We start from the raw sequence: 21,350 nt of genomic DNA, 5'->3' as shown, positions 1-21,350 counted from the left end.
GCGTGAGATTTGATATTAGAAGGGGAAAGCTTTAAACTCAATTTTTCGGTAAACTGTTGTAATTAGGGTTTGCTGAAAAAGTCTTATGGGTGAGGGTAGGAGACAACCCACCCCTAACCCCTCCCAGGAGGGGAAGACAGGAGAAAAGGGAATGAACGAGGAGGTAGCAGTAAGAATTGTCCTTTGATTTTTCTGCCCAACTATGCGCCTAAAATAAGCTCCTTTTTGAGCATAAAGAGCTGAAAATCAGGCACTTTTTAAAGGCCCAAAAAAGGCGAAAACCTTTATCTGTAAATACTTTTAGATTTAATCAGCAAGCCCTAATTAACTAATACCATTTCACTTAAAAAATGTGACAAATAGTTGGTAAATGATGAAGTCAAATAATAAGCTGAGATTACTGTATAGTAGAAGTTTTAAGTACTTAAAATATCACTTTTAAATTTTGACTTTTGAATTTTGACTTTTGACTTTAGTGAAACGGTATAATAATATCCAAATCTGTCAATATTTTACTATGCCGACATTTTTATTAGAAATTGGTACAGAAGAATTACCCGCAACTTTTGTCTCTGAAGCTATATCACAGTGGGAAAAACTTATCCCTACTGCCTTGAGTGAGGCATTCTTAACAAATGATGGGATTAAAATATATGCCACACCCAGACGTTTAGCTGTCGTCATCAACAATTTACCTACTCAACAACCAGACCGAGAAGAAGAAATTAAAGGTCCTCCGGCAAAAGCAGCTTTTAAAGATGGTAAACCGACAAAAGCAGCAGAAGGCTTTGCTAAAAAACAAGAAATAGAATTAAAAGACCTAGAAATACGCCCGACTGAAAAAGGTGATTTTGTCTTTGTTAATAAAAAAATTAAGGGTAAACAAACGGCAGAAATTCTCATCAAATTAGTACCTGAATGGATTAATAAACTTGAAGGTAAAAGATTTATGCGTTGGGCAGATGGAGATATCAAATTTCCTCGTCCTATTCGATGGTTAGTAACATTATTAGATGGGGAAATATTGCCGATAAATTTAGAAAATGGCTCTGAGATAATTACTTCTGATCGTATATCTTACGGACATCGAGTTTTACATCCTGAGTCTATAGAAATTGAGCAGGCAAAAGATTATGCAGAAGTCTTGAAAAAAGCTTATATAGAAGTAGATTTTCAACAAAGAAAGAGTCAAGTTGAACAACAAATACAAACTGTAGCTAAAAAAGTTCAAGGAACAGCAGAAGTTCCGACAGAATTATTAGCAGAAGTTACAAATTTAGTCGAATGGCCGACAGCAGTAGTTGGTAAAATTGATGAAGAATTTTTGATTTTGCCTTCGGAAGTAACAACAACTGTTATGGTGACACATCAACGTTACTTTCCTGTTTTGAAATCCACAAAAACTGCTAAAGCTAAAGTTGAATTACTGCCATATTTTATTACTATATCTAATGGCGACCCGGAAAAGTCAGAGATTATTGCTAAAGGAAACGAACGAGTAATTAGAGCTAGATTAGCTGATGGGCAATTTTTCTATAAAGCAGATTTAGCTAAACCATTAGAAAGTTATTTACCTGAATTGGAAGCTGTAACATTTCAAGCAAAACTAGGTTCGGTTCGGAAAAAAGTAGAACGTATTATTAATATAGCTAAGTTAATAGCTGAACAGTTAAAAGTCAGTCAAGAAGAAAGCAAAAATATAGAAAGATCAGCCCTACTTTGCAAAGCTGATTTAGTAACTCAAATGGTTTATGAATTTCCCGAACTTCAGGGAATAATGGGAGAAAAATATGCTCGTGCTTGTGGGGAAAATGAAGCTGTAGCAACTGCAATATTTGAACATTATTTGCCTAGAGGTGCTGGAGATATTTTACCGGAAAGTATTAGCGGTCAAGTTGTGAGTTTGGCAGATAAACTTGATACTTTGGTAAGTATTTTTGGATTGGGAATGTTACCTACAGGTTCCTCAGACCCCTTCGCTTTACGTCGGGCAGCAAATGCGGTGGTAAATATTACTTGGTCAGCCGAATTACCAATAAATTTACATCAGTTATTAGCACAAATTTCTGTAGATTTTACGAAATTTTATCCCGAAGCAGAATCAGAATTATTGCCCCAATTATATGACTTCTTTTTGCAGCGAATTAAAACAATTTTACAAGAGGAAAAAAATATTGATTACGATCTGGTAAATGCGGTGTTAGGCAATAATGATTCTGAATATACCGAACGAGCATTAAAAGATTTATTAGATGTACGAAATCGGGCAGTTTTCTTACAAAGTATTCGGCAAAATAGTCTGCTTGACCAAATCTATGAAACTGTTAACCGTTCAACTCGTTTGGCGACTCAAGGTGAGTTAGATAAAATACAACTTGCACCTAAAAAAAATGTAGATTTAAACTTGTTTAAAAGTGAATCAGAATTAGCATTTTATAATGCTTTAGTTGATTTAGTACCTCAAACAAAAATATCTCAAAAAACCAGAAATTATCAACAATTAGTAGATGGTTTGGCAAAAATTGCCCCAACTGTAAGTAATTTCTTTGATGGGCCGGAAAGTGTTTTAGTAATGGACCCAGACCCGAAAATTAAACAGAATCGATTAAATTTGTTAGGGTTACTCCGCAATAATGCACGAGTATTGGCAGACTTTGGAGAAATAGTTAAAAGTTAGGAACATACGGATAGAATTTTTTGTGACGTAGGTGAATTATTCCTAGGTTTATCTTTATCCCTTATAAGTTTTATACCCCACCGTCACCCGCGGTGCAAATGCGGTTGATGGAGTGAGAATTCCCATCGACCCCATTCTCCTGACTCCTTCTTCAAAGTTCATAATTTTAGGGTGCGCTATTATGGCTAAAATATATGCTATCAAAGGTATTTAATAATGCGTCGCATGACACCATGTTAGATGCGTAGGTTTAGTACTATCAAAGGTATTTAATAATGCGTCGCATGACACCATGTTAGATGCGTAGGTTTAGTACTATTAGTTAAGAAAATACTAAATTTAGTTAAGGAAATACTAATTAGGTGTCTTACATTTCATTAATGCACTCTACTCGACTGACATAGCTAGTGTCTAATTGCAAAAATTAGTAATATTAACTAATTAGTTGCGTTACATTTCATTAACGTACCCTACTGTTATAGACTAATTAAGCAATAATTTGGGACAATTATTTTGATTTTTTTTGCCAGGAAATGCCTCTATAGTTGCCCCTATAAATAGTGCTTTTGTTGAAATTATGAAAGTTAAAATTGTCAGTTTTTAATAAACATCTCTAATCATAAAAAATAAAATAAATTATCACATAGAAATTATCAATTATTTCCCCCTACTCACTACCCCCTACTCCCTCTTTTCTGGAGATATCTAACGATGAGAAAAGTCATCCCAACAAAAGCTTTTTAGCCCACTCTGCTGTAAAATCAAAATAACTATCATTTGGTAATTTGTAAATTTACCAAAATATCTACCAAAAAATATTTATTATGCCAAAAACTCATATTATTGGTCTAGGAAAATCAGGTATTGCTGCTGCGCGACTGCTCAAGAAAAATGGTTGGGAAGTGGAACTGAGCGATCGCAACACATCCGACTCTCTTGAACAACAACAACAAAATTTAACTCAAGAAGGTATTACTGTTAAGTTAGGTTATTCGTTTGAACCGGAAACATCTTTAGATTTAGTCGTTGTTAGTCCCGGTGTACCTTGGGATATACCCCCACTCCAACGTGCCAGAGAAAGTGGAATTGAAACTATTGGAGAAATGGAACTAGCATGGCGATATCTCAAATCTTCCCCTTGGGTAGGGATAACTGGTACTAATGGCAAAACTACTACTACTTCTTTAGTTGCTGCAATTTTTAAGACCGCAGGATTGAATGCTCCTGCCTGTGGTAACATTGGCTATGCTGCCTGTGAATTAGCTTTATTAGAAACTCCACCAGATTGGGTAATTGCAGAAATTAGCAGCTATCAAATAGAATCATCTAGTACCCTTACACCTCAAATTGGTGTTTGGACTACTTTAACCCCCGATCATCTGAGTCGCCACTATACAATAGAAAATTATTTTAATATCAAAGCAGCTTTATTAAATCGCTCTAAAACACAAGTTTTAAATAGTGACGACTCGTATATACGTCAAAATGCAACTAATCTTGGAGATAATGCCCACTGGACAAGTGTTAAAGGTAAAACTAACTTAGTGGGAGATATTGCCAAAGGAATTTACATTGAGGATGGGTGGGTAGTAGCGCGAGGGGAAAAAATAGTTTCTGTGGAGTCCCTACGAATGTTGGGAAATCATAATCAGCAGAATTTATTGATGGCAGTGGCAGTAGCGAAATTAGCAGGAATAGAAAAAGAGGCGATCGCTGAAGCAGTGAAAACATTTCCTGGTGTACCTCATCGCTTAGAATATATTTGTACTTGGAATGGAGTAGATTTTCTCAATGATAGTAAAGCAACAAATTATGATGCAGCAGCAGTTGGTTTAAGTGCTGTACCTGAACCTGTGTTATTAATTGCTGGTGGTGAAGCTAAAGAAGGTAATGATAATGATTGGTTGCGACGAATTAAGGAAAAAGTTGCTGCTGTTTTATTAATAGGTGATGCCGCTGAAACTTTTGCCAAGAGACTACAAAAAATTAACTTTCATAATTATGAAATAGTAGGAGAAATGGAGCGAGCAGTAATTAGAGGTGCAGCATTGGCGAAAAAATATGATGCAAAAGTTGTATTATTATCTCCTGCTTGTGCAAGTTTCGACCAATATCCAAATTTTGAACAACGAGGAGAACATTTTCGGGAGTTGTGTTTAAAACTTATTAGTGAAGGAAGAAGAAAGAGATAAGAAAAACGAAAATTGTGGGTGTTAGGTTTAGGGTTTTAAAAATTAATAATTACCTATTCTTAAAAGAAAAGAATTGACTAAAATAATTTGTTAGATTTATTTTTTCTTTAACTCAGAGACTTCCACTTTAATTATTCGGTGAGAGAGGGATATTTTAACATTTAATTAAGCACAAAAAAAGGAGAGATAACTATGTCAGGTTTAACAGTTAAAGATTTAAAAAAGTTACAAGTAGACTATCCAGATTATCGGATGGAATTAGTAAGTGGAGAAATTATTGTTATGAGTCCTTCTGGTTTAGAATCAGATGAAGTAGCAGCAGCAATAGTGGCTTATTTATGGCATTGGGTAAGACCTCGGAAATTAGGTAGAGTTATTGCTTCTAGTGGAGGTTTTCACTTACCAAATGCAGATGGAGATATCCGGGCACCAGATGCTTCTTTTATTAGTGCAGAAAAATTACCTCGTCCTACAGAAGATTATGCAGAATTAGTTCCCGAACTAATTTTTGAAGTGAAATCTAAGAACGATAAGTTACCACAATTGCGTGAGAAAATACAAGATTTTCTAGAGTTAGGAACTATTGTCGGTGTATTAGTAAATCCCCGCAATCGGACAATGGAAGTTTATCGGTTTATGAGAGAAAAAATTGTCCTCAGAGATGGAGATGTTTTAGAAGTAGCAGAAATATTACCTGGATGGAAATTACCCGTAGCAGAAGTGTGGGCACCAGAGTTTGAATAGAAATTTAACTAGGAGGGAGAAATTATATCATATAGACATCTCCTCCACGCATAGTGAGTAGGGAATAGGGAGCAAGGAGCAGGGATAAAGAATTGATGAATAAGAGTGGGATAATTGATTTTATTTTTGATGATTAGAGATGTCTAATAATAGAAATTAATTGCGGCATAATTGAGAAAGACTGAAAAAATTAGCTTCAGCACAACAGCAGAAAGTTTTAGATTTTCTGATTCTTTACTATACTAAAAAACATACAGATACAGGGAAAATTTCATGGAAGGAAAACAACTATCTTTATTTCCTAATTTAGAGAATCAAAACGATAAAAATTATCATAAAAAAGCAAAACTAGAACGTTATGAAAAAATCCAATATGAATTAAATAATAATGACAGCGACCCATATAAAAAAATCATTAAAACTGAAGACAAACCCATCTTGAAATCTGACTATAAATTTATCGATTTGTTCTGCGGTACTGGAGGCATGACACAAGGTTTAGTTCAAGCAGGATTTCAACCAATAGCAAGTGTTGAAGAAAATTCAATAGCATCAGCAACCCATAGAAAAAATTTTCCTACATCTCATCATTTTTCTGGGGATATCAAAGAATTTAATTCTACAGAATGGCTCAATCAAATTGGTTTGCCAGAAATACATTTAGTAGTAGGAGGTCCTCCATGTCAGGGTTTTTCAGTTGCCGGAAAACGTAATCCTGATGACCCTATAAATAATTTATTTCGAGAGTTTGTGAGAGTAGTTAATTAAATTCGTCCTTGGTATATTGTTATGGAAAATGTGCCTGGAATTATTACTATGAAAAAAGGTGGTGTTCAAAAAGAAATTTGTCAAACATTTATCGATATTGGTTATTCTAATGTATCTGTAGCAATTCTAGAATCTGCTGCTTATGGAATTTCGCAAATTCGCCCTAGAACTATTTTTATTGCCAATAAATTTGGCATGATAAATCCTTATCCAAAACCTCAACTATTACCCCATCAATATAAACCAATTGAATCAGCAATTTCTGACCTTCCAGAATTAACTCCTATTCCAGAAATTAATCATCAGTGGACTCGACATTCACAAGAATATATGGAAAGACTTGCTAAAGTGCCTCCTGGTGGTTCTTTATATAAGACTTATGCTGATGCTTTTAAGCGACAATATCTGGGTAAACCAAGTATGACTATTAAAGAAAATCATGGTGGTACTCATATTCATCCTTACCTTAATCGGGTAATTTCAGCAAGAGAAATGGCAAGATTACAAAGTTTTCCTGACTCTTTTATTTTTGAGGGTTCTATGAAAAAAGCCATGTGGCAAATTGGTAATGCTGTACCTCCTCGTTTAGCAGAATGTATAGGTTATGCGTTGATTCCTTTTTTAAATAAAATTGCTGATGAAAGGAAGAAGAAAGAAGGAAGAAGGAAGAAGGAAGAAGGAAGAAGGAAGAAGTAATTGATAATTTATAGGTGATAATTGATTGTATTTTTGATTTTTGGAGATATCTAATAGTTAATTATCCTGCTTAAACTCAGTTAGTTTTTGATTAAGAGTATTTCGCCAAATCTCAAAGTTATACCAACCACATCCGATACATCCAGTCTCAGCATCTTTTCCAACTTGAGGTACATTACCAATGGATAATTGATAATTGATAATTGATAATGAAAGAGTTTTTTAAATCCCTAATTTTATCTCCCTATTTCTACCTAACTCTAAACCTGCTATAATTATCCATGTTCCATTATCAATTATCAATTAATGAACAGTTTTAATACAAAATTCACAGCTTCTTGATTTTAAAAGATTATGATTACCTGCACTATCTTTTTTAAGCAATTGAAATTTTTGTTTAATCTCAGTTTCACTCATATTTAAGTTATGAGTTTCTTCAACATTTCCCCATCTTTCCATTGGAAAGCGATGGTCAATAATAATTTCATGTCGCGGTCGTTGTCTTTGTTCAATCACATCTACATAGAAATAGACAGATAATATTTTTTCAACTAATTCTGAGGGAATATTAGCAGGAGCATTTGCTGCTTTAATTTTTCCTGTCCAACAATCCCATGTTGTTTGTTTTTAACAAGTCTTGCAGAACTTTCTTTCTGTTTTAATTTCTAAACCAGGGCGACTTTTTGTACCTCTTTGTAATCCTTGAGTACCACCTCCACCTGCATATTGTTCTGATGCTATGTTTTTACCCTCACAACTACGACAATGCCATTCTCTATCTGATAAAAGATTAAATACTTTTAATTGAGTAGAGTTTTTTCTAAATGTAGATTTTAACTTTTCTACTAAGTCTTGATTATTCACTCTATATTATTAGCTTATGCCTCTAAATTATCAAGAAGTTCAGATACACTAATACCCATTCCCGCAGCTAAACTAACAAGAGCAGTTAGAGAAGGATTTCTCACACCACGTTCTAGTCCAGATATATAGGTACGATCTAAATTAGATCGAAATCCAAGCTCTTCTTGAGAAATTCCTAATTTCATCCGACGTTGTTTAATCAAACTACCAAGGGCAGTCAGAATCTTACTTTTCGACTTATCCATAACCCTATATTTTGACCCTAGATTTTGATAATTTGTGGATTATTAGTCTACGGACTATGTGTCACATAAAAAATCTGTTAAGATGTAAAAAAAATCGTTCAAATTAAGAGAAAAATAGACAAATGACTCAAGCAATTAGTTACGAACAAATAATTTTAGAAAAGGTGAAAAAATTAACTCTTCAACAACAGCAATAAGTTTTAGATTTTATTAAATTTTTGCATATTAAAAACCAAAATATAGAAATTCCTACCCCTGAAAAAAAACCGATATCTGCTTATGAAGCTGCTAAACAATGGGTTGGTTGTGTTGATAGTGGCATTGGGGATTTATCTTATAATAAAAAGTACCTAGAGAGACCTTCAGCTAAATGAAATTTAAAGTAATTTGTTGAAGAAGGAAGAAGGAAGAAGGAAGAAGCAAAAAGTGGATGGGGAATCAAAATCTAACCAATTGTAAACACCGTGTAGACATTGGGGTATTAAACCCAAAAGAAAAAGATAACATTGGTAATTTTAATCTCGAAAATCTGCTAAAATCTAAAAAAATCTATTAAATGTAGTAGGAAAATAAACAAATGACTCAAGCAATTAGTTACGAACAAATAATTTTAGAAAACGTGAAAAATTTAACTCTTCAACAACAGCAGGAAGTTTTAGATTTTATTGCATTTTTAAAGTTTAAAGGGCAAAAACAGGAGATTTCAGAAAAAGAGGAAAAAGTTATTTCAATGTTGGAAGCGGCCAAAGAATTTGTTGGCTGTTTGGAAAGTGGAGTAGGCGGTCTATCTTTGAAAAAACTAAAGTAGAGAATATAAGGTAATTATGAGAAGAAAAGTTATTTTAGATATAGGAGTTTTGACAGAAGTAATTGATGTAATTATTCATTATGAGTTATAAATATTTTATTCATTATGAGTTATAAATATTTTATTCATTTATTTGGGTACTATCCCTGAAAAAAAACGTGCTATTAGACCTATTACTATTAACAACTTTAGGATTTCTTGGCAGTTTCGGTCACTGCGTTGGAATGTGCGGACCATTGACTGCAACTTTCTCTCTTTCTACGCGATCGCAGAACGGAACGGATGTTCGATCGCGGAGTGGAACAGATGTTCGACCGCCAACTCCTCCTAACAAATGGCATCAATTTCAATTTCATACCCTGCTTAACCTCGGCCGCCTCTGTAGCTATACCTTAACTGGTGCTGGTATTGGTGCATTAGGTTCCGTATTAGTAGCAAGTGGTCATTTAGCTGGCATCGACAGTGACTTGCGACGGTGGTTAGCAATACTCACAGGTTTAATGCTAATTTGGTTTGGTCTGGCAAAAGTGCAACCACAACTATTACCCAAACTACCAATATTCCACCCCTTGAAAAAAAACAACCTACATAACCGTCTCAGTACAGTCATGGTTAATCTTTCCATGGAAAACAAATGGTGGACTCCCGCTTTTCTGGGTTTAGTCTGGGGTTTGATGCCATGTGGTTTTCTCTATGCTGCTCAAATTAAAGCCGCAGAAACTAGCAATATCTGGTTAGGTGGAGCGACTATGTTTGCATTTGGGTTGGGAACATTACCCTCAATGTTAGGGGTAGGAATGTTGACATCTTTTTTGACTGCAGACAAACGTAGTCAACTATTTGAGATGGCAGGATGGGTGAGTATCTTTACTGGCATCATGGTAGTCATGCGAAATGGTGAGATGGTTGACTACAGTGGTTCTGCTGCAATATTATGTTTAATAATAGCATTGGTAGCGCGACCTCTAAGTCGGTTTTGGAGTCAACCTCTACGTTATCGACGAGTAATAGGAATGGGAGCATTTGTTTTGTCGGTGGCACATACAGGAAAAATGTTAGACCACAGTTTAAATTGGAATATGCAGGCAGTATCGTTTATGTTGCCTCTGCATCAGGTAGGAATATGGGCAGGTATTTTTGGTTTGGGGTTAATGTTACCGCTAGCACTGACGAGTTTTGATGGAGCAGTGAAATATTTTGGTAAGTGGTGGCGAAGGATACATTTGTTGAGTGTTCCGGCATTTTTGTTATGTGGAGTTCATGTGGTGGCGGTGGGTTCCCATTATTTGGGTGCGTTGGAATGGAGTTTGGGAAATCAGTTGCGTACTATTTTTTTTGGCATGACAATATTAGTTGTTTTGATTATACGTTCCCATCAGTTTTGGTCTTTATTTTCTATAGACAAATATTATGTACCACCACTGGAACAAGTTAAAATTCAAAAGCAAGTGCTTGAAGAAGGCAGAAGGCAGAAGGCAGAAGGCAGAAGGCAGAAGGTCTAATTGCTTATGGATAGTTTTCGACGCGCCACTCCGTGTCTACAAACCCCAAACAATTTTAAGTACCCTCATTGACGGTGAGGTATTACAGGATATTTCGGGCAAATGATTTACAGGGTAAATGCTGAAAATATTGTAGTGCAGGCATCTTGCCCGCGATGAGTCTACCTCATAGAGTCGCAAAGTGCTGTAAACCCACCACTGATATCAAATTCGGTTGAATACTTATTATATATTTGGGGGAGTAGGGGAGTAGGGGAGATTGAAGTGTGGATAGAATTATAAACATATACTGTATAACCGGATTCTATATGAAAAGATAATTCTGAGGTAATCTGAGAACTTCAAACAAGCTAAATATAGCCAAAAATACTATTTGATAATAAATTTCGGAGAAGGTAAAAAAATGTTTTTCTTGTTAAAAATTAGTCTGAATATTTCTTTACTAATTTTGATTTCTTCTTTTGGTAGAGAAATTACAAAACTTAGCGACTATCTTTCGCCAAAATTTATTTTTAGTAATCAAAAAAAATATGATTTAGAGCATATATATTTATCTAAATACAGTCAAAAAATAAATGACTTCCAGTTTGCTTCAGCAAAAAATAAAGATTCTATTTTAGAGTCTCAAAAACTGACCAAACCAGTTCATTCCTTTTTCAAATTTCAAGCTCATAATGTTGAAGTTTCTGAAGATGTGGCTTGTACTTTTCACATTACTCCCAATCATAATCCAAAGGTAGGCAAATCTTCTTTAGCCTGGTTTGCTTTAACTCGTAAAGGTGGAAAAAATGTTCCTTTTAGTGAATGTGATTGTCAGTTAAATGTTTATTCTCAACCTCGTAATGCTGAAAGTAAACCGATAATGAATCCAGAATTAAAAGGTATTGATACTGAGCAATATCAAGAGATACCAGGAGCAGAAATTACTTTTCCCAAAGCTGGTGTTTATGATTTAGAAATTATTGGGAGTGCCAAAGATGGAAAAAGTTTTAAACCTTTTAAATTTAATTATTCCGTGACTGTTACTGGTGGGTGATATAGCGCTACGCGCAAGTCAGAAGTTAGAAGTCAGAAGTTAGAAGTTAGAAGTAATCCCTGGCGATCGCCTAATTTCTTCGAGAACCCAAATGGGTTCTATAGATAACAATAAAAATCATATAGACTGCTTTAAAAATTATTCTATGTTAGAAGCAGCTCTAGAAGAATTAGTAAATGAACAACAACATGAAATTTATGGAGATTTTGGTAGTTTAATTGAGCAGTGTGGATTTATTTGTAGTGATTTTGAAAATGCTGTTTCTCATTGTATAAATATAGCTGAAAATCGCAAAGGTCATTCCTTCTTTTTAATTGATCCTTTTCGATGGAGTCATGTATCCATGAGTAGTATCAGGCGCATAAATACTCTCAAGGGTTCAGAAATTCTCTATACCTATATGATTAGAGATTTAAAAAGATTTGTTATTGGCAAAAATGGTATTGATACAGTCAATTTTAATAAAATTCTAGAAGCAAGTGGGTATTATGAATCAGAAAATTTAAAACTATTTGATAGAGTTAGTGGGCAACGCTATTTAAGGAATGAGTCTCTCAGATTATTTAGAGATAAAGGAAACACTAAACATATACATACATTTTCTCTAATACCTAAAGGTTATATAGATGTCTTATATTATTTAATGCATTTTTATCAGAATATAACTGCCTTACAAGTAATGAAAGAAACTTTGTGGAAGTACAATAATTTACACCATTTATTTGAGTTTAAGGTTTATGGTTTTGGATTAAAAACTATTGACTATTATGAGCAACAGCCAAAATTAGATTTTTGCATAGAAAGTTCTCTAGAAAACCACGAATCTTGTATAAATCTTTTAGAAAAAGACTTAGGTCAGAATATTAGAAATGGTTACGAAGCAACTTTCGGACAAATCTGCAATGATTATATGGAGAAACATCATGCAACCAAAGATAACTTTGAATACTTATTAATAAACAGATTATTACAATATAAAGAAATAGAAATTATCATAAAAGATCAAATAGTAAGAGAAAAATATGTACAAAATTTGCAAAAAAAAGATATAATTAGATGTACAGGGAATAAATAACTTTATTTTAATTTTAAATATTAGCTTAGGTACAAATTAAAAGACTGCAAATGCCAAAATACATGATACAAATTATTTGGGAGTACTGGCAATGTCTATTATTAAAGGCTCAGAAAAAATTGTTAATCCCCTTCAAGAAAGTGCCCTCAAAAAGAAAGGATTATGTAATTATGTAATTAATATAGCATCTGGTTGTCTTCATGGATGTACATTTTGTTATGTACCTTCAACTCCGGCAATTCGGACAAAACAAAAGGAATTACAAGAAAAAGGAATTAGTAATCCTCAGATGGATTGGGGAAAATATTTATTAGTTCGAGAAAATATACCTCAGAAATTAGAAGAAAAATTAAATCGTAAAAAAAAATGGCGCGAAACACCAGAAGGAAAAGGAGTAGTTTTATTATGTTCTGGAACCAACCCATATCAAAATTATCAAACAGCAAAAATTACTCGTCAAACTGTCGAAATATTATCTAAAAATGAGAAAAGAGTAAGAATTTTAACTCGTAGTCCTTTATGGGTAAATGATTTAGATATTCTTAATCAGCCTAATATTACAGTTGGCATGAGTTTACCATTTTTTAATGATGAACTTAGTCTCAAAATTGAACCAAAATCACCCCCACCTTCTAAACGTTATGAAGCCTTACAAAAAGGTCATCAAGCTGGATGTAGATTGTATGTAGCTATGGCTCCCACTCCTCCGATAATGACATTAGATGATTTTAAAATAAATTTAGAACAAATTATGAAAATTGAGCCAGAAGTAATATTTTGGGAATCTATTAATGTTCGTGGAAGTAATGGTAAACGTATGATAGTGGCAGGTTTAGAATTTGCTAGTTAAATTATGACTAAAAAATCGTGGGCAGAAAATTTTATTAAACAATGGGAAGAGGTGGAAGAAGCAGCTAAAAGTATTGGATGTTTAGATAAGCTTCATATTTGGCCAGACCCAGAATTAAAAGGTTATGTAGCAGCAGAAAAATTAAATCGTTGGTTATATCTGCCGACAATAGAAAAATGGTAGGATTCAATAATTGATAATTGATAATTGATAATTACCTCTCCCTAAAACGGATTGGATTGAATAAAAGGAAAACTAATTCATTGTTTCTCCACAGCGAGTAAGAGAATTTTTACCTTAATTATTCGGTAAACAGTTTCTTGTATAAGAAAATAAACCAGTCAAAAAAAAAGATATAAATAAAGTAGCTATTCAACTTTAATTTCAAGTTTTAGCCAACATCTACTTTTTCAGAACTTGGATAAATTACAAATTACTGCTAATCTGATGCTTGATTTTATTAGAGAAAATTAATTATGGATTCTTTCAATTTTTGGGAAAATGAATTCTTACATACACCTTATTTAGCTGAAGGTAATGAAATTAATCACCTAAATATTGTCTCTAGTTCAGAAACATTACTCCCCGAATTAGAAGTAGAAGAATTTGACATACTCCAGACATATTTCTCTGAAACTAGGGAAATTAATAATCTAAATATTGTCTCTAGTTCAGAAACATTACTCCCCGAATTAGAAGTAGAAGAATTTGACATACCCCAGACATATTTCTCTGAAGCTAGGGAAATTAATAATCTAAATATTGCCTCAAGTTCAGAAATATTACTCCCCGAATTAGAAGTAGAAGAATTTGACATACCCCAGACATATTTCTCTGAAACTAGGGAAATTAATAATCTAAATATTGCCTCAAGTTCAGAAATATTACTCCCCGAATTAGAAGTAGAAGAATTTGACATACCCCAGACATATTTCTCTGAAGCTAATGACTTTCTCACAGGGATTAGTTTTATCGAAAATGTAGGGCAAATCAACAACTCTGAAGTTGAGTATTTAGCAAAAGCAAATAACTACGATTTACTATTTGCTCAAGATGGAATTATCTTTAGTTCTACTCAAAAAATCGAAGGTGAAACTACCTCAGATATAGTAACGCTAAATTTTGAGAATGCTAACCCTAACCCCAATATAAATCCTCTAAATAAACTTCCAGGAGTTGCTAACTTTTTCCAAGGTAATAACTCTAATAATTGGCATACCGATCTGCCGACTTATGGCGCTATTGAGTATGAAAATTTATACCCAAATATTGACCTTATATATAGTAGTGTAGATGGCAATCTCAAAAGCGATTTTATTGTCGCTCCCGGTGCTGATACTTCTCAAATTGTTCTCAATTATAGTGGAGTTGAAGAAATTAATATTCTCGCCAATGGTACTCTGTCTATAGATACAGAATTAGGAGACTTATCTGAAGCACCCCCAATTGCTTATCAAGAAATAGATGGTCAGCAAATTGAAGTAGAAGTTGCCTATCAACTCCTCGGAAATAATCGAGTAGGATTCGATATTGGAGAATATAACAGATACTATGAATTAGTTATCGACCCCACTGTAGAATATTCCACATTAATAGGAGGAAATGGTTTTGACCGTGGCAATGGTATTGCTGTAGATGTTGCCGGAAATGTTTATATAACTGGAGATACTACTTCCATTGATTTTCCCACAATAAATGCAATTAAATCAGACTTTAATGGTGGGGGAGTAGTATTTAATAACGATGCTTTTGTCACGAAACTCGACCAAAATGGAAATGTTCTTTGGTCTACTTATTTTGGAGGAAGTAACGATGAATTTGGCACAGATATTGCTGTAGATATAGCAGGTGGAGTTTACGTTACAGGTAATACTAATTCTCTAGATTTCCTAACAGTTAATGCCTTCCAAACTACTTATGGTGGAGGTAGTTTTAACGGCGATGCTTTTGTGACAAAACTTTCTAGTTTAGGTAATAGCGTACAATATTCTACTTACCTTGGCGGTCGAGACGAAGATATTAGTAGAGGTATTGCCGTAGATAATAATGGCAATGCTTTTGTAACAGGAAGTACCGGTGGTTTTTCCCCATTTCCAGCAGAACCAATTCCTGGTTTTGCCGACTTTCCTACTACAGAAGATGCCTTTCAAACCGAAACTACTAATAATTTGAATCGCGATGCTTTTGTAACTAAATTATCCAGAAATGGCAAAACATTAGAATATTCTACTTTATTAGGTGGCATAGATTTTGATTCAGCAATTGATATTGAAGTTGATAATAATAGTAATGCTTATATAACAGGTTCAACTAGGTCTTTTGACTTCCCACTTGAGAACCCACTGCAAAATTTTTATGGGGGAGATAGCGATATTTTTATTACTAAATTAAATCCTGAAGGTAGCGACTTACTTTTCTCAACTTTTTATGGTCGTGGCGATGGTGATTCTGGTAGTGGTATTGCCATAGATTTAGCTGAAAATATTTATGTTTCTGGTACAACAGGAACTCGTATTCTTGAGGGAGATATTGCTACTTCTCCTGTGGGAGACTTTCCTGCTTTGAGTGGATTTCAAAATTTCTTTGGAGGCGGTAGTAGTGATGCTATTGTGATGAAAATTAATCGGAATGGTAGTTTGGGATATGCCAGTTTTTTAGGTGGAAATAATAGTGAATTTGCTAATGATATTGCTGTGGATAATTTGGGTAATGCTTATGTGACTGGTAGTACTGCTTCTGTGAATTTTCCGGTTATTAATGAGTTTCAAGAAGGGGTTGGTTTGGGATTACCAGATGATGCTTTTGTTAGTAAAGTTTCTAGTAGTGGATTGTTTTTAGATTTTTCTGCAACTATTGGTGGTGTGGGGAATGAATCTGGAAATGGTATTGTTATAGACCCTGCTCAGAATACTTATGTAGTTGGTTTTTCTGATTCTATAGATTTTCCGGTTATTGATGCTTTGAATAATTTTGGTTTAGAATCTAATGCTTTTGTGACTAAGATTATTTCAGATGTTACGCCACCTGAAATTTTCCAGAATTTTATTCAGTATTTGACGGAACAACAAATTAATCCAATAGAGATATATTTTGATGAGGAATTTTATTTAGAAAATAACGTTGATGTAGCCAGATTTGTGCAAAATGGTTTGTTTACAAATGGTTTAGACCACTTTATTAATCAAGGTCAATTTCAAGGACGCAACCCCAGTCTTTTATTTGATGAAACTACTTATTTAATTGAAAATCCAGGGGTGAGAGAAGCGGTAGCTAATAATGTATTTAAGAGTGGGTTCGATCATTTTATTAATGTTGGTTTTTTTGAAGGGCGTGATGAAAAAGCTACTGCATTTGATGAACGATTTTATCTAGCATCTAATCCTGTTGTAGCTTTAGCAGTAGAAAATGGTGTTTTTAACAGTGGATTTGAACATTTTATTCTGTTTGGTGAAGCTGAAGGGCGATCGGGAAATTAGTATCAAGTCAAAAGTCAAAAGTTAGAAGTTAGAAGTTAGAAGTCTAAATGTATACCAAAATTGTCTACAGTGCTCAAAAAAATGTATTTTTCAATACACTGTTCTCCTAAAAAAGTCGCTCCAAGACCTATGCACAACTTGTCTATTTTTGTCAATTTTTATGTTAAGAAAGATGTTTATAAAGCATAGCCTTTTAAGGGGATGAAAAGAATAAATTTCATTATTTCAATCCCGATGGTGAGCGCCAGAGGTACTGATAACTGATAACTGAAATGACATCCTCCTATACCAACGGACATGATATTAGAGGATTTTCGGCAATTCCTAATAAACAGCCAATCATTCCTTCGAGCAAAGAGTAAGTATTCAAGCAGAAATGATACCATATCTTAAATTAATATACTTCTCCAAAATTAACCTCAAACCTTTGCAATTCAATTGCTAAAACTTAGTTTCTGGAGATGCCTAATGTATTTTCCCATAAAATCTCAAAAAAATGATTGTAATTGCTTTAATTTGCTTGGTTTCAATAATACTAGGATTATATTTAGGTAAGAAGTTAGCAGATAGAGGAATAACAGCAGAAAATGCCTTAGTAAATCATCAAAGATTAACTTATATAATATTAATATTCCTAGCTACAGTTATCATCACATTTTTACTAAGTGCCAAAGCTAATCTAAAATTGTTTCCCCAAATTATTTTGTTATACATTGGAGAATATACTAATGATTTTGTCTTGGGTCTAGGATGGTTTAGCGTAGGTTTTTTACTAGGTCTGGAATTACCTATTCATAGCGATCGCCAACGTTAACGAACCAGTGAATGGCGGATATATTCAACACACAGTCGTACTCTTGCAAGTTGATGCAATAGCACAAATAGTAACTATTGGCAACCCACTCTATGGCCAACAGCTTAAGACTTTTGACCAGATGCAAGAATATTGGACAGGGAAAGTTGTGGTCTTAGGGCAAAGAGTTTTTGGAGTAAATCTAAAGATGATGTTCAGTAATTAACAATAGGAAATGCTGACAATAATTCAATTTTTTTTAGACTTTTAATCACGGTTGGGATAGTACTTTAGTCTAATGTTTCTAGGGCGATTTTCAAAGTAGTTACAATTGCCATAATAGTCGCAATTTCTCTTATAAAAATCATAATCGCGATCGTATCTGTCACGTCTTCGCCCATAATCATAATCGCGATCGTATCTGTCACGTCTTCGCCCATAATCATAATCTCGGTGGTATCTGTCGCGTCTTTTTCGTTCTCGATAATTTTCTAAAGTATTCCATCTGCGGTCAAGTCTGCGGTCTAGATCGTCGTGAGCTTCTTGAATAATTCTTTCTTTTTCTGCTTTGGGAAGACTTCGGTTATGAGGTTTATCCATCTCATGTTTAATCCTCCGGTCGATTCTTTCATGGAGTTCATGCCTTTTTCTTTGTCGGTACTCATCTTCCTTTTGACGCGCTCGAATGCGATATTTATCTTTGCGATCGGCTAATATAATTTGATTTTCGTCTAAGCTTTTTTGTTCAGTTTTGATGTTAGTAACATTATTGAAGGCCATTGCTGGATAGGTACAACTAAGGCCAAAATATAAGGAGATAATAGCGAGCAAAAATTTGTTATTCATATCGAAACAGTAAGCTAATTTGGTTATATCTCTACTTATAGCTCATAGATATCAAATCCGTTTAATATTATCAGGACTTACGAACGAGGCACGAAAAAGTAGCGTTTGAGATTGCTTTCCGTTCCGGACTGCTCCGCAAACCCTATGGGTCGTTTCGGACGGAAATACGTTATACTATGTAAGTCGTAATTATGTCTGGTTGAATACTTATATCAACTCAGGTAGTATCGGTATAGTTAATTTAGGAGTGAGTAGTCAGTAGGAATAGTAATTACTTAAAGAAAAAGCTAAATTTTTATCAGAGTTTATTTGATTTCTGACTTGAAGTTGCTTCTTATCTCTTTCTTTCAATAGTTTTTTTTCAGATATATACGCAGTCGAAGCAAAGGGAACGGACATTGCTAAATGTTGTTTGCCGATCATTTCCGCTGGAAAAATTCAGTGCATAGATTACTTCTGAGTTGCACGTTGCACTATATCTCAATGTATAAACAAAATAGTAAATAAATACATGACCACCACAGAGTCAAAAAAAACACCTAGTAGTCTCGGTACTTTCCTAACAATTTGGGGGGGGCAATTTGTATCTGCCATTGGTTCAGAAATGACAAATTTTGCGATCGCAATCTGGGCTTGGGAATTAACTGGTAAAGCAACACCTTTATCTTTAATCTTCTTATTTTCTCATCTACCCACATTAATCGCATCATCTTTTGCTGGAGTCTTAGTAGATCGGTGGAATCGTAAACAAATTATGATTGTTGGCGATATAATAGCAGGATTTTCCACAATTGCTATCCTATTACTATTTCTAAGCAATAACTTAGAAATCTGGCATATATACTTGACGAGAGTTATTAACGGATTATTTGGTTATTTGCAAAATCTGGCTTTTTCTGCTTCTATGTCTACGATTGTGCCAAAGAAGCATTATGCCAGAGGTTCGGCAATGATGTCAATTAAGTATGGCATCTCTTTGGTTTTAAGTCCTGCTTGTGCAGGGGTTCTTTACCCTTTAATTGGTTTGACAGGAATCCTTACTATTGATATTACGACTTTTATCATAGCTGTTAGTATTCTGTGGTTCTTACATATTCCTCAACCTAAGACTTCTGAAGTAGAAAACTCTCGTAGTAAAAATTGGCATTGGCAGGAGTTAATATTTGGCTTCCGTTATATCTTTCAGAGAAAGGGGCTGTTAGCTCTGATGATCTTTCTGCTAATTTCTAACTTTCTCGCCCAATCTTCGGGACCAGCACTTTTAGGTCCCATGTTTTTAGCCCGCAGTAATACTAACACAGTAGTGCTTGGCAGCATACAAATGGCTTTCGGAGTAGGTGCATCAGTAGGTGCTACAGTTCTAACTCTTTGGGGAGGTCCAAAGTTAAGGATTAATGGTCTCTTAGTTAGCACTGGACTGGGGGAATTAACCAAAATACTATTGGCATTAGGACGAAGTTCTTCAATGTGGATACCAGCAGCATTTTCAGCTGGCTTTTTTATTCCATTGCCTGGTAGCTTCAATCAAGCAATTTGGTTATCTAAAGTAGAGCCTTCAGTCCAAGGAAAAGTGTTTGCAGCCCGCTATCTGGCAACTCAAATAACTGTTCCATTAGGTATAGCAGTTAGTGGTGTGTTAGCTGACTACATATTTGAACCAGCAATGAAAACGGATGGTTACTTAGCTGGGATATTTGGTGGTGTGTTTGGTACTGGTGCAGGTGCAGGTATGGCGCTTCAAATAGCAATTATTAGTTGTTTTAGCATCATAATCACTATTTTGGGATATACTTTTCATCCACTACGAAATGTGGAAATTAATTTATCAGACCATGATGAATCCAGTAGAAAGTGAGATTAATTCCATAAATGGCAAAAAAAAATCCGTTTGAGGCAAAATTCTTATCTGAATGTAGTTATCATTAGAACTTAGTTTTTTGTCGAAAAACAATGTAAAAAAAGTAAGGAGAATAGAAATATGGTGGATATCCTATTAACAGACAGCCCTGATAGCCGTACTTTTTCACCTGGAGAATTGCTACCTGGTTTTAGTATCTTTGGTTTGAGAGGAGATGATATTCTCACTGGTTCAAGTAGTAATGAGGTCATGTTCTTAGGCAAAGGTAACGACCAAGCATTCCTAGAGGGAGGTGATGACGAAGTGAATGGTAATAATGAACAAGATTTCATTATTGGAGGTGCTGGGAACGACACATTGAGAGGGGGCAAAGATCGGGATCTGGTAGTTGGCGGTCCTGGAGATGACCTATTACTTGGTGACAGAGGTGCAGATGGGCTTATAGGGAATGAAGGTGCTGATACATTTGGATTATTCGCCGATGATACAGGTGACGGACCAGACCTACTTCTAGATTTTGATGCTGCAGAGGGGGATAGGTTAGCACTTTTAGGTGGTTTAAGACCAGATGAGATAGTTATACAGGAGATACCTACTCCAAACAGAGATGTTTTCTTTGCAGTATTTCCTCCAGGACTCTCTCTACAAGAAATACTACAGAATACACAAATCCCTCAAGACTTATTTAATGTAGCCCCACCAGAAGTAGCAAATTTTGAGCTGTTGACACCAAGTGGACAAGCTATAGCTCAAGTATTCCTGACAACGGAAGCAGATATTAGGAGTAGTTTAATTGAATTCTAAGATAGGAAAATACTCGACTCTAGTCTCAATTAAAGATTAAAAATAGCCGGAATTTTACAGTTACTTTAGTCATGGCAAAATCTTAGAAAAGACTTAAATTGATATCTAGTGATAAG

The 21,350-nt window shown here is 34.6% G+C and carries 19 protein-coding genes and 1 pseudogene; 16 read left to right on the top strand and 4 right to left on the bottom strand.

The genetic code is table 11. The annotated features are described in order from the left end of the window. The first annotated feature begins 517 nt into the window (after nucleotides 1-517). From glyS to F6K06_RS07480, 4 genes and pseudogenes are all read left to right on the top strand, one after another. Nucleotides 518-2,677 carry a glycine--tRNA ligase subunit beta gene (gene glyS, locus F6K06_RS07495; protein WP_124147184.1) on the top strand — a complete coding sequence of 720 codons (2,160 nt, stop codon included), beginning with the start codon at nucleotides 518-520 and terminating at the stop codon, nucleotides 2,675-2,677. A gap of 824 nt (nucleotides 2,678-3,501) precedes the next feature. After that, entirely contained in the window at nucleotides 3,502-4,869 is a 1,368-nt protein-coding gene (gene murD / locus F6K06_RS07490; protein WP_287238904.1) for a UDP-N-acetylmuramoyl-L-alanine--D-glutamate ligase, read from the top strand. 192 nt (nucleotides 4,870-5,061) lie between these two features. Then, complete coding sequence (locus tag F6K06_RS07485) at nucleotides 5,062-5,613, top strand: Uma2 family endonuclease (RefSeq protein ID WP_287238902.1); 552 nt, start codon at nucleotides 5,062-5,064, stop codon at nucleotides 5,611-5,613. Nucleotides 5,614-5,886: 273 nt separating this feature from the next. Beyond that, nucleotides 5,887-7,077: pseudogene (locus F6K06_RS07480) on the top strand (DNA cytosine methyltransferase). A gap of 303 nt (nucleotides 7,078-7,380) precedes the next feature. Here the strand turns inward: F6K06_RS07480 and F6K06_RS07475 are convergent. The 3 genes from F6K06_RS07475 to F6K06_RS07465 form a co-directional block, all read right to left on the bottom strand. Beyond that, nucleotides 7,381-7,593 (bottom strand): hypothetical protein, encoded by a 213-nt coding sequence (locus F6K06_RS07475; RefSeq protein ID WP_124147181.1) that lies wholly within the window; start codon nucleotides 7,591-7,593, stop codon nucleotides 7,381-7,383. A gap of 111 nt (nucleotides 7,594-7,704) precedes the next feature. Next, nucleotides 7,705-7,941, bottom strand: coding sequence for a hypothetical protein (locus tag F6K06_RS07470; RefSeq protein ID WP_124147180.1), 237 nt, complete (start codon nucleotides 7,939-7,941; stop codon nucleotides 7,705-7,707). A 14-nt stretch (nucleotides 7,942-7,955) separates the two neighbouring features. After that, entirely contained in the window at nucleotides 7,956-8,186 is a 231-nt protein-coding gene (locus F6K06_RS07465; protein ID WP_124155242.1) for a helix-turn-helix domain-containing protein, read from the bottom strand. Nucleotides 8,187-8,404: 218 nt separating this feature from the next. Here F6K06_RS07465 and F6K06_RS07460 point away from each other — a divergent pair, with 218 nt between their 5' ends. The 10 genes from F6K06_RS07460 to F6K06_RS07415 all read left to right on the top strand — a co-directional run bounded on the left by F6K06_RS07460 (nucleotide 8,405) and on the right by F6K06_RS07415 (nucleotide 17,952). Next, nucleotides 8,405-8,560, top strand: coding sequence for a hypothetical protein (locus tag F6K06_RS07460; protein ID WP_205127680.1), 156 nt, complete (start codon nucleotides 8,405-8,407; stop codon nucleotides 8,558-8,560). 203 nt (nucleotides 8,561-8,763) lie between these two features. Next, the gene (locus tag F6K06_RS07455; protein WP_124147177.1) at nucleotides 8,764-8,994 is read left to right on the top strand and encodes a hypothetical protein; all 231 of its coding nucleotides are present in this window, start codon (nucleotides 8,764-8,766) and stop codon (nucleotides 8,992-8,994) included. 158 nt (nucleotides 8,995-9,152) lie between these two features. Then, nucleotides 9,153-10,496 carry a sulfite exporter TauE/SafE family protein gene (locus F6K06_RS07450; RefSeq protein ID WP_124147176.1) on the top strand — a complete coding sequence of 448 codons (1,344 nt, stop codon included), beginning with the start codon at nucleotides 9,153-9,155 and terminating at the stop codon, nucleotides 10,494-10,496. 403 nt (nucleotides 10,497-10,899) lie between these two features. Next, entirely contained in the window at nucleotides 10,900-11,532 is a 633-nt protein-coding gene (locus F6K06_RS07445; protein WP_124147175.1) for a hypothetical protein, read from the top strand. Between the two features lie 91 nt (nucleotides 11,533-11,623). Continuing rightward, the gene (gene tcmP, locus F6K06_RS07440) at nucleotides 11,624-12,607 is read left to right on the top strand and encodes a three-Cys-motif partner protein TcmP (RefSeq protein ID WP_124147174.1); all 984 of its coding nucleotides are present in this window, start codon (nucleotides 11,624-11,626) and stop codon (nucleotides 12,605-12,607) included. Between the two features lie 91 nt (nucleotides 12,608-12,698). Next, a complete protein-coding gene (locus F6K06_RS07435) occupies nucleotides 12,699-13,457 on the top strand; it encodes a radical SAM protein (RefSeq protein WP_205127531.1) in 759 nt (252 codons plus the stop codon). A 3-nt stretch (nucleotides 13,458-13,460) separates the two neighbouring features. Continuing rightward, nucleotides 13,461-13,640 carry a hypothetical protein gene (locus F6K06_RS07430; RefSeq protein WP_205127530.1) on the top strand — a complete coding sequence of 60 codons (180 nt, stop codon included), beginning with the start codon at nucleotides 13,461-13,463 and terminating at the stop codon, nucleotides 13,638-13,640. Nucleotides 13,641-13,933: 293 nt separating this feature from the next. After that, nucleotides 13,934-16,933 carry an SBBP repeat-containing protein gene (locus F6K06_RS07425; protein WP_287238885.1) on the top strand — a complete coding sequence of 1,000 codons (3,000 nt, stop codon included), beginning with the start codon at nucleotides 13,934-13,936 and terminating at the stop codon, nucleotides 16,931-16,933. A 496-nt stretch (nucleotides 16,934-17,429) separates the two neighbouring features. Next, nucleotides 17,430-17,747 (top strand): hypothetical protein, encoded by a 318-nt coding sequence (locus tag F6K06_RS07420; RefSeq protein WP_287238882.1) that lies wholly within the window; start codon nucleotides 17,430-17,432, stop codon nucleotides 17,745-17,747. A gap of 7 nt (nucleotides 17,748-17,754) precedes the next feature. Next, entirely contained in the window at nucleotides 17,755-17,952 is a 198-nt protein-coding gene (locus tag F6K06_RS07415; RefSeq protein WP_287238880.1) for a hypothetical protein, read from the top strand. A 41-nt stretch (nucleotides 17,953-17,993) separates the two neighbouring features. Here F6K06_RS07415 and F6K06_RS07410 read toward each other — a convergent pair whose 3' ends face one another. Beyond that, nucleotides 17,994-18,572 (bottom strand): hypothetical protein, encoded by a 579-nt coding sequence (locus F6K06_RS07410; protein WP_287238877.1) that lies wholly within the window; start codon nucleotides 18,570-18,572, stop codon nucleotides 17,994-17,996. Nucleotides 18,573-19,083: 511 nt separating this feature from the next. Between F6K06_RS07410 and F6K06_RS07405 the strand changes: the two genes are divergently transcribed. Then, a complete protein-coding gene (locus F6K06_RS07405) occupies nucleotides 19,084-20,427 on the top strand; it encodes an MFS transporter (protein ID WP_287238875.1) in 1,344 nt (447 codons plus the stop codon). A gap of 123 nt (nucleotides 20,428-20,550) precedes the next feature. Further along, complete coding sequence (locus tag F6K06_RS07400; protein WP_287238872.1) at nucleotides 20,551-21,234, top strand: calcium-binding protein; 684 nt, start codon at nucleotides 20,551-20,553, stop codon at nucleotides 21,232-21,234. Nucleotides 21,235-21,350: the final 116 nt, after the last annotated feature.

The sequence above is a fragment of the Okeania sp. SIO1H4 genome (genome assembly GCF_010672695.1).
GTDB lineage: Bacteria > Cyanobacteriota > Cyanobacteriia > Cyanobacteriales > Microcoleaceae > Okeania > Okeania hirsuta.
Note: the sequence above shows the minus strand (reverse complement) of the source record. Positions and strands in the feature narration are given on the sequence as shown.

Bases quoted from the DNA above. Each gene is read 5' to 3' on its own strand.
- glyS (WP_124147184.1), top strand. From the start codon at position 518: ATGCCGACATTTTTATTAGAAATTGGTACAGAAGAATTACCCGCAACT.
- murD (WP_287238904.1), top strand. From the start codon at position 3,502: ATGCCAAAAACTCATATTATTGGTCTAGGAAAATCAGGTATTGCTGCT.
- F6K06_RS07485 (WP_287238902.1), top strand. From the start codon at position 5,062: ATGTCAGGTTTAACAGTTAAAGATTTAAAAAAGTTACAAGTAGACTAT.
- F6K06_RS07465 (WP_124155242.1), bottom strand. From the start codon at position 8,186: ATGGATAAGTCGAAAAGTAAGATTCTGACTGCCCTTGGTAGTTTGATT.
- F6K06_RS07455 (WP_124147177.1), top strand. From the start codon at position 8,764: ATGACTCAAGCAATTAGTTACGAACAAATAATTTTAGAAAACGTGAAA.
- F6K06_RS07445 (WP_124147175.1), top strand. From the start codon at position 10,900: ATGTTTTTCTTGTTAAAAATTAGTCTGAATATTTCTTTACTAATTTTG.
- tcmP (WP_124147174.1), top strand. From the start codon at position 11,624: ATGGGTTCTATAGATAACAATAAAAATCATATAGACTGCTTTAAAAAT.
- F6K06_RS07435 (WP_205127531.1), top strand. From the start codon at position 12,699: ATGTCTATTATTAAAGGCTCAGAAAAAATTGTTAATCCCCTTCAAGAA.
- F6K06_RS07430 (WP_205127530.1), top strand. From the start codon at position 13,461: ATGACTAAAAAATCGTGGGCAGAAAATTTTATTAAACAATGGGAAGAG.
- F6K06_RS07425 (WP_287238885.1), top strand. From the start codon at position 13,934: ATGGATTCTTTCAATTTTTGGGAAAATGAATTCTTACATACACCTTAT.
- F6K06_RS07420 (WP_287238882.1), top strand. From the start codon at position 17,430: ATGATTGTAATTGCTTTAATTTGCTTGGTTTCAATAATACTAGGATTA.
- F6K06_RS07410 (WP_287238877.1), bottom strand. From the start codon at position 18,572: ATGAATAACAAATTTTTGCTCGCTATTATCTCCTTATATTTTGGCCTT.
- F6K06_RS07405 (WP_287238875.1), top strand. From the start codon at position 19,084: ATGACCACCACAGAGTCAAAAAAAACACCTAGTAGTCTCGGTACTTTC.
- F6K06_RS07400 (WP_287238872.1), top strand. From the start codon at position 20,551: ATGGTGGATATCCTATTAACAGACAGCCCTGATAGCCGTACTTTTTCA.